General features: G+C 77.3%; 9 protein-coding genes. 8 read left to right on the forward strand and 1 reads right to left on the reverse strand.

Translation table 11 applies throughout. The annotated features are described in order from the left end of the window. Window positions 1-160: 160 nt before the first annotated feature. Window positions 161-391: a hypothetical protein gene (locus tag PKE99_RS06260; protein WP_037052739.1), complete on the reverse strand. Its 231-nt coding sequence runs from the start codon at window positions 389-391 to the stop codon at window positions 161-163. Window positions 392-514: 123 nt separating this feature from the next. Here PKE99_RS06260 and PKE99_RS06265 point away from each other — a divergent pair, with 123 nt between their 5' ends. Genes PKE99_RS06265 through PKE99_RS06300 form a run of 8 tightly spaced genes read left to right on the forward strand, consistent with a single transcriptional unit; the run spans window position 515 to window position 8,194 of the window. Beyond that, a complete protein-coding gene (locus PKE99_RS06265) occupies window positions 515-1,063 on the forward strand; it encodes a D-glycero-alpha-D-manno-heptose-1,7-bisphosphate 7-phosphatase (RefSeq protein WP_037052737.1) in 549 nt (182 codons plus the stop codon). Then, the gene (locus tag PKE99_RS06270) at window positions 1,060-2,097 is read left to right on the forward strand and encodes a glycosyltransferase family 9 protein (RefSeq protein WP_037052735.1); all 1,038 of its coding nucleotides are present in this window, start codon (window positions 1,060-1,062) and stop codon (window positions 2,095-2,097) included. The genes PKE99_RS06265 and PKE99_RS06270 overlap by 4 nt, the downstream gene beginning before the upstream one ends. Further along, a complete protein-coding gene (locus PKE99_RS06275; RefSeq protein WP_051738201.1) occupies window positions 2,094-3,086 on the forward strand; it encodes a glycosyltransferase in 993 nt (330 codons plus the stop codon). Before PKE99_RS06270 ends, PKE99_RS06275 begins: the two co-directional genes overlap by 4 nt. 3 nt (window positions 3,087-3,089) lie before the next feature. Next, complete coding sequence (locus PKE99_RS06280; RefSeq protein WP_037052733.1) at window positions 3,090-4,325, forward strand: glycosyltransferase; 1,236 nt, start codon at window positions 3,090-3,092, stop codon at window positions 4,323-4,325. After that, window positions 4,325-5,005: a D-sedoheptulose-7-phosphate isomerase gene (locus PKE99_RS06285; protein WP_081924686.1), complete on the forward strand. Its 681-nt coding sequence runs from the start codon at window positions 4,325-4,327 to the stop codon at window positions 5,003-5,005. Before PKE99_RS06280 ends, PKE99_RS06285 begins: the two co-directional genes overlap by 1 nt. Continuing rightward, window positions 5,002-5,769 carry an SDR family oxidoreductase gene (locus tag PKE99_RS06290; protein WP_081924685.1) on the forward strand — a complete coding sequence of 256 codons (768 nt, stop codon included), beginning with the start codon at window positions 5,002-5,004 and terminating at the stop codon, window positions 5,767-5,769. The genes PKE99_RS06285 and PKE99_RS06290 overlap by 4 nt, the downstream gene beginning before the upstream one ends. Continuing rightward, the gene (locus PKE99_RS06295) at window positions 5,760-7,268 is read left to right on the forward strand and encodes a PfkB family carbohydrate kinase (protein ID WP_231498411.1); all 1,509 of its coding nucleotides are present in this window, start codon (window positions 5,760-5,762) and stop codon (window positions 7,266-7,268) included. Before PKE99_RS06290 ends, PKE99_RS06295 begins: the two co-directional genes overlap by 10 nt. Then, window positions 7,265-8,194, forward strand: a complete 930-nt coding sequence (locus PKE99_RS06300) for a PfkB family carbohydrate kinase (protein ID WP_051738200.1) — start codon at window positions 7,265-7,267, stop codon at window positions 8,192-8,194. Before PKE99_RS06295 ends, PKE99_RS06300 begins: the two co-directional genes overlap by 4 nt. Window positions 8,195-8,369: the final 175 nt, after the last annotated feature.

Consider the following 8,369-nt stretch of genomic DNA (forward strand, 5'->3'; position numbering starts at 1 on the left):
GTCGCCGCGGTGCTCGGCGAGCGCGCCCGCACCGCCGCCGCGCGCCGCCTCGGCTCCGACCGGCCGGGCGCGATCGCCGAGGACGTGCTCGCCGCCGCGCTGGCCTGGTTCGGCGCCCGCCGTCGGTCACCCGACACCGCCGCTCGGATGACGCGCTGAGCTACCCGTCCCGGCGGGCCTCGGCGCCGGACTCGCCGGCCATCCCCTCGTCCTGACCGGCCGGGCGGCCGACGAAGTCCTCGGTCGTGCCGGTCCCGGTCGTCGTCGCGGCGTCGCCCCGCTGGGTGGGCCGGCCGCCGGTCTCGCGGGTCCGGGCGGTGGCCGGATCGGGTCGCACGTCGTCCTCGGCGGTGGGCGGACGACCGAACAGGGACCGCAGCTTCTCGAACATCCCCGGCGGATACCCGTGACCCCGGTCACGAACCAGGGCCGTCACTCGGTGTCACGGGAACTACGGAGAGTAGTAGTCTGCGCCGAGGAGTTTGCTCGGATCCGCAGCGGTGATTCGTCCATCATGACTCCGGCTTGGACACCGCCCGCCGCGGTCCTCTTCGATCGCGACGGGACGCTGGTGGTGGACGTGCCGTACTGCGACGACCCCGCCGCGGTGCGGCCCATGCCCGGTGCCCGCCGGGCGCTGGGCATGCTGCGCGCCTCGGGCATCCCGGTCGGCGTCGTGTCCAACCAGTCCGGCATCGGGCGCGGCCTGTTGCGCCGGTCGGACGTCGACGCCGTCAACCGGGAGGTCGAACGGCAGCTCGGGCCCTTCGCCACCTGGCAGGTGTGCCCGCACGCGCCCGGGGACGGCTGCGCCTGTCGCAAGCCCGCCCCCGGCATGGTGCTCGCCGCGGCCGCCGAGCTGGGCGTGCCGGCGTGCCGCGTCGCCGTGATCGGCGACATCGGCGCCGACGTCGGGGCGGCCCACGCCGCCGGCGCCGTCGCCGTGCTGGTCCCGACGCCGGTGACCCGCGTCGAGGAGATCCAGGCGGCGCCCGTCGTCGCCCCCGACCTGGTCAGGGCCGTCGACCACCTGATGTACGGACCGTTCGGGGCCGCCGCGTGAGGAAGGTGCTCGTCGCGAGGCTCGACGGCGCGGGGGACGTGCTCCTCGCCGGGCCCGCGGTGCGGTCGATCGCGCGCTCGGCGCGGGTGACGATGCTGGTCGGGCCCGCGGGGGAGGAGGCGGCCCGGCTCCTGCCGGGGGTCGCCGAGGTCCGCGTGTGGGCCTGCCCGTGGGTGCTGGGCGACCCGCCGCCGGTACGGCGCGGCGAGATCGACGCGTTGACCGACGACCTGGCCGGCTTCGACGAGGCCGTCGTGCTCACGTCCTTCCACCAGTCGCCGTTGCCGCTCGCCCTGGTGCTGCGGATGGCGGGCGTGCCGCGGATCACCGGCGCCTCGGCGGACTACCCGGGCGCGCTGCTCGACGTCCGGCTGCGGCCGGGCGAGACGCTCGACGAGGACCAGCCCGAACCCGAACGGATGCGCGCGATCGCCGCGGCCGCCGGCTACCCCCTCCCGCCCGGCGACGACGGCCGGCTGGACGTCCGGCTGCCGTCCCCGCTCCCGGAGGCCCCGGCGGACGTGGTGGTGCACCCGGGCGCCGCGGTCGACGCCCGGCGGTGGCCGGCCGGGCACGCCGCCGAGGCCGTGCGGCGGCTGGCCGGCGAGGGGTGGCGCGTGGCGGTGACCGGCGGGCCCGGCGAGCGCGACCTCACCGCGCAGGTCGCCGGCGACCATGCCCTCGACCTGGGCGGACGCACGTCGATGGCCGAGCTGGCGGCGGTGCTCGCGGGGGCGTCGGCGGTCGTCGTCGGCAACACGGCGGCGGCCCACCTCGCCGCCGCCGTGGGCACCCCGGTGGTCTCGCTGTTCGCGCCGGTCGTCCCCGCCGTGCGCTGGCGGCCCTACCGGGTCCCGCAGGTCCTGCTCGGCGACCAGGACGCCCCGTGCCGGGACACCCGGGCGCGCGAGTGCCCCGTCGCCGGCCACCCCTGTCTCGCCTCCGTCCGGCCCGACGACGTCGTCGCGGCCGTCCGGCGCCTCATCCACCCCGCCGTTCCCCTCGGACCCCTCACGGAGGAGATCCCCGCGTGAACATCCTGATCTGGCACGTGCACGGCTCCTGGACGACGGCGTTCGTCCAGGGCGCGCACCGCTACCTGCTGCCGACCCTGCCCGAGCGCGGGCCCTGGGGCGGCGGGCGGCCCGCGGCCTGGGACTGGCCGGCGTCCGCTGTGGAGTGCTCGCCCGCCGAGCTCGCGGAGTCCGACGTGGACCTGGTCGTGCTGCAGCGGCCGGAGGAGCTCGAGCTGGCCGCGGAGTGGCTGGGCCGGGTGCCCGGTCGCGACCTGCCGGCGATCTACCTGGAGCACAACGCCCCGCGCGAGGGCGCGGCGACCACGCGGCACCCGATGGCCGATCGCGACGACCTGCTGCTCGTGCACGTCACGCACTTCAACGCGTTGATGTGGGACGCGGGGAGCACACCGACGACGGTGGTGGAGCACGGTGTCCTCGACCCCGGGCACCGGTACACGGGTGACCTGGCCTCGGCGGCGACGTGCATCAACGAGCCGTTGCGGCGCAACAGGATCACGGGCACGGACATCGTCGCCCGGTTGGCGGCCGACGTTCCCGTCGACGTCTTCGGCATCGGTACGGACGACCTCGACCTACCGGGTGTCCGGAGCTGCGGCGACCTGCCCCAGCACCGGATGCACACCGAACTGGCCCGCCGCCGCGTCTACCTGCACACCGCACGCTGGACCTCGCTCGGGCTCTCGCTGATCGAGGCGATGATGCTCGGGATGCCGGTGGTGGTGGTCGGCACCACCGAGGCGCCGGAACGGGTGCCCCCGGCCGCCGGCGTGTGTTCCACCGACCTGCGCCGCCTGCGCCGCGGGCTCACCGAGCTCGTCGCCGACCCGGAGGCGGCCGCGGCCGCCGGCCGGGCGGCGCGCGAGGCCGCGCTCGCCCGCTTCGGCGTGGAGCGCTTCCTGCACGACTGGGAGGGCGTGCTCGCCCGCGTCACCGACACCGCCCCCGCCCCCGCCCCGAGACCCGCTCTCACCGGAAGGAGCTGACCCATGCGGATCGCCATGGTGTCCGAACACGCCAGCCCCCTCGCCGAGCCCGGCGGACCGGACTCGGGAGGGCAGAACGTGCACGTCCGGGAGCTGAGCCTGGCGCTCGGCCGGGCGGGGCACGACGTCACCGTCCACACCCGCCGGGACGACCCGGACCTGCCGGAGGTGGTCGCGTTCGGACCGGGGGCCCGCGTCCGGCACGTCACCGCGGGCCCCGCGCGGCCCGTGCCGAAGGACGACCTCGTGCCCTTCGTCCCGCTGCTGGCCCAGCAGCTGGAGCGGGCCTGGCGGGCCGATCCGCCGGACGTCGTCCACGCGCACTTCTGGATGTCCGGGCTGGCCGCCCGGGGTGCGGCCGGCATGCTCGGCCTGCCGCTGGTGCAGACCTTCCACGCGCTCGGCCACGTCAAGAAGCGCGAGCAGGGCGCGGACGACACCAGCCCGTCCGGCCGCATCGCCGCCGAGGAGACGTTGGTGCGCACCGCGGACCGGCTCACCGCGTCCTGTGAGGACGAACTGTTCGAGCTGCTGCGCCTGGGCGCCAACCGCCGCCGCATCTCCGTGGTGCCGTGCGGGGTGGACCCCGAGGAGTTCGGTCCGGAAGGACCGACGCCGCGGCGCGGTCGCCGGAAGCGGCTGCTCGCGCTCGGCCGGGTGGTGCGGCGCAAGGGCGTCGACGAGGTCGTCGAGGCGCTGCGCGACGTCCCCGACACCGAGCTCGTCGTCGCCGGCGGGCCGCCCGCCGGGGTGGACCTGATGGCCGACCCGGAGCTGAACCGGCTGCGCGAGCTGGCCCGCCGGATGCGGGTCGCCGGCCGGGTGCGGTTCCTCGGCGCCGTCCGGCGACCCGACGTCCCGGCGTTGATCCGCTCGGCCGACGCCGTGGTGTGCGCCCCCTGGTACGAGCCCTTCGGCATCGTCCCGCTGGAGGCCATGTCCTGCGGCCGGCCCGTCGTCGCGACGGCGGTCGGCGGCATGAAGGACACGGTCGTCGACGGCGAGACCGGGCTGCTGGTCCCGCCGCGGGATCCGAAGGCACTGGGCGCGGCGCTGCGGGCGCTGCTGGAGGACCCGCAGGCGGTGGCCGACTTCGGCGCCGCCGGGCGTCGCCGGGTGCTGTCCCGCTACACCTGGGCGAAGGTCGCCGGGTCCACCGCGGCGGCCTACCGCGAGGCGATCGCCGGCCGCGAGGCCGGGGCGCCGGTGTCGCGCGAGGCGCGGACGGGGGTGCGGTGATGGCCGACGTGACTCCTCACCAGGTCCTGGGCGGGCACGTCGACCGCCTGGAGGCCGCCCTGCCCGCCCTGCGCGCCGCGGCGCCGACGCTGGTGCGTTGGGGTGCCACGCTCGCCGGGCTGCTGCCGGGCGGCGGGCGCCTGCTCGCGGCCGGCAACGGCGGCAGCGCGGCCGAGGCCCAGCACCTCACCGCGGAGCTGGTCGGCCGGTTCGACGGCGAGCGGCAGGCGCTCTCCGCGATCGCCCTGCACGCCGACACGTCGTCGATGACCGCGATCGGCAACGACTACGGCTACGAGGAGGTGTTCGCGCGGCAGGTCCGCGCGCACGGCCGCCCCGGAGACGTCCTGCTGCTGCTGTCCACCAGCGGCCGCAGCCCCAACCTGCTCGCGGCGGCCGACGCCGCCCGCGAGCTCGACATGGACTGCTGGGCCCTCACCGGGCCCGGCCCGAACCCCCTGGCCGGGCGCGCCACCGACGCCGTCTGCCTGCCGGGTGACACCGCGACGGTGCAGGAGTCGCACCTCGCCGCGGTGCACATGCTCTGCCGGGCCCTCGAGGCGCAGCTGCCCGCCGCGCCGGGTGTCCCGGCCGGGCTGGTGGCCCGGCACCGGGCCCACCGCCGGGCACCCGCCCTCGACCCGACGATCGCCCCGACGACCGTGAGGAGACCCGCATGACACTGACCGACACCACGGCACCCCACACCACGCCCGCCGCCGAGCCCGGGCTCCCCACGTCCCGTCCGCTCGGCACGGTGCTCGTCACCGGCGCCGCCTCCGGCCTCGGCCGGGCCGTCGCCGAGGCCGTCGCCACGGCGGGCGGCACACCGCTGCTCGTCGACCGCGTCGACCCGACGCCCGGCCTGACCGAGGCCGCCGACGCCGCCCACGCGCTCGCCGACCTGGCCGACACCCGCGCCGCCGAGGAGGCCGTGCGCGGGCTCGTCGAGCGGGCCGGCGGCGTCGACGGCGTCGTCACCTGCGCGGGGACCGACGCCTGCGGCCGCATCGACGACGTGTCCGCCGAGGACTGGGAACGCGTGATCAAGGTCAACCTGCTCGGCACCGCCGCGGTCATCCGGGCCGCGCTGCCGAGCCTGAAGGAGCGCCGCGGGCGGATCGTGACGGTCGCCTCGACGCTCGGCCTGCGCGCCCTGTCCGACGCCTCGGCCTACTGCGCCTCCAAGTTCGGCGTGCTCGGGATGAGCCGCGCGCTGGCGGCGGAGCTGGCCGGCGAGGTCGGGCTCACGACGCTCGTGCCCGGCGGCATGAACACGGCGTTCTTCGACGGCCGCACCGAGCAGTACCGGCCCGGCCCGGACGCCAAGCTCAACGACCCGCGCAACGTCGCCGCCACCGTCCTGTTCGCGCTGACCCGCCCCGAGGGGTGCGAGGTCCGCGAGCTGGTGGTGTGCCAGTCCGAGGAGCCCTCGTGGCCCTGATCCCCGTGGCGTGCGCCCCGGTCGCCTCCGTGGCGGCGGCCGCACGCATCCCCGACCGGCGGCCCCGGGTGCTCGTGCTGGGCGACGTCGTGCTCGACGGCTGGGTGCGCGGCAGCGCCCGTCGGGTCGCGCGCGACGGGCCCGTCCCGGTCGTCGAACCGTCGTCCGAGGAGGTCGCGCCCGGCGGGGCGGGCAACGCCGCGGTGGCGCTGGCCGCGCTGGGCGCCGACGTCGAGATCGTCTGCACGGTCGGCGACGACCCGGACGGCCGCACGCTGCGCTCGGCGCTGGCCGAGGCCGGCGTCCGCACGGACCGGTGCGTGCTCGACCCGGCCCGCGCGACGGCGGCCAAGCGCCGCATCGTCGCCGGCGACCCGCCCGGGCAGCCCGTGGCCCGCTACGACGTGGTGCCGCCGGGCCTGCCCGGCAGCGCGACCGTCCGCGCGCTCGCCGACCAGACCACCGCGGCGCTGGCCGACGGGCCGGACGCGGTGCTGGTCGCCGACTACGGGCTCGGCGCGCTCGCGCCCTCGGTCCGGCGGCGGATCGCCCGGGCGCGCGGGCGCATCCCGCTGCTGGTCGTCGACGCGCACGACCTCGCGCCGTGGGCCGAGCTGCGGCCCGACGCCGTCACCCCGAGCGTCGAGGAGGCCGCCGCCGTGCTCGGCGTCGACCTGCCCGAGCACGACCGGCTCGCGTGGGGGCTCGAGTACGCGTCGGCGCTGCGCGCGGCCACCGGGGCGTCGGAGGTGCTGCTCACCCTGGACGTCGACGGGTCCGTGCGGCTCCCCGCGGACGGCAGGCCGCTGCGGCGGCCGGCGGGGGAGCACGCCCCACCGTCGGGCGCCTGCGGGGCCGGCGACGTGTTCGCCGCGGCGTGGACCGCCGCCGTCGCGTCGGGGACGCCGCGGGAGGAGGCGCTGTCGCTGGCGCAGACCGCCGCCGACGTCGTCGTGACGCTGCCGGGGACCGCGGTGTGCACGGCTGCGGCGCTGACCAGCCGGCTCGCCGCCGGGGACCCGGGCAGCGTGCTGTCGCACCGGGACCTGCTGACCGTGCTGGCCGAGCACCGCGCGGCCGGGCACCGGATCGTGTTCACCAACGGTTGCTTCGACGTGCTGCACCGCGGGCACGTGGCCTACCTGCGGGAGGCCGCCGAGCTCGGGGACGTGCTGGTCGTGGCCCTCAACAGCGACGACTGCGTGAGCCGGCTCAAGGGCCCGACGCGCCCGGTCAACCCGCTCGAGGACCGCGCCGGGGTGATCGGCGCGCTGGCCGCGGTCGACCTGGTGACCTCGTTCGACACCGACAGCCCGGTCGAGCTGCTCGACCTCGTCCGGCCGGACGTCTACTGCAAGGGCGGCGACTACACCCCGGAGATGCTGCCGGAGACGCCGGTCGTGGAGCGCCTCGGCGGGGAGGTCCGGATCCTCGGCTACCTCGCCGACCACTCCACCAGCGCCATCGTGGCGCGGGCGGCCGAGGGGGCGGGGCGATGAGCTCCGTCGTGGTCGTCGGGGACGTGCTGCTCGACGTCGACGTGCACGGCGAGGTCGAGCGGCTCTGCCCGGACGCCCCCGTCCCCGTCCTCGACGTCACCGGCGAGGTGGCGCGGCCGGGCGGGGCCGGGCTGGCGGCGGCGCTGCTGGCCGGGTCCGGGGTGCGGACGACCCTCGTCACGGCCCTCGCGGAGGACGGCGAGCGGGTGCGCGGGCTGCTCGCACCGGCGCTGGAGCTGATCACCGGGCCCGCGACGGGCGGGACCCCGGTCAAGTGCCGGTGGCACTCCGCCGAAGGCCCGTTGCTGCGCACGGACACGGGCAGCGGCCGCCCGGCCGGCGAGTTCGGCGAGACGGTCCGCACCGACCTGAGCCGGGCGCTCGACGGGGCGGGCGCGGTGCTGGTCTCGGACTACGGCCGCGGCGTCACGGCCGATCCCCAGGTGCGCCGGATGCTCGCCGACGCCGTGGCGGCCGGGACGCCGGTGGTGTGGGACCCGCACCCCAAGGGCTCCGATCCCGTGCCCGGCGTGATCATGACGCCGAACGCCAAGGAGGCCGCGGGCGCGCTCGGGCTGCCGGGCGGGGACCCGGTGGGTTGTGCCGCGGAGCTGCGGCGACGGCGGGAGAGCCACGCCGTCGTCGTGACGCGGGGCGAGCGGGGCGCGGTCCTGGTGACCGCGTCGGACCGGGTCGCGGTGCCCGCCCTGGACGTGACGGGCGGCGACCCCTGCGGCGCGGGCGACGCCTTCGCGGGCCGGCTCGCGGCCGCCCTCGCCGGCGGGTCGTCCTTGCCTGCAGCGGTGGAGAGTGCCGTCGAGGCGGCCGGGCGTTTCGTGGAGGCCGGTGGCGCCGCGACCGTCCGCTGCCTCGACGGCCGGTGGACCCAGGTGTCGCCGACGAGCGTGTCCGAACGCGCCTCCTGATCCGTGAGTGCGAAGTGCCGCTAGAGGGGCACTTCGCACTCACGACCGGGGGTGAGCTGGGCTTCCGCGAGTCGGGAGTTCCGGCAGCGCGAGTCGGGAGTTCTGGCAGCGCGAGTCGGGAGTTCTGGCAGCGCGAGTCGGGAGTTCTGGCAGCGAGTCGCGCTCTGGCCCCGGC

It is taken from the genome of Pseudonocardia halophobica (genome assembly GCF_027922425.1).
In the GTDB taxonomy this organism is placed as follows: Bacteria; Actinomycetota; Actinomycetes; order Mycobacteriales; family Pseudonocardiaceae; genus Pseudonocardia; species Pseudonocardia halophobica.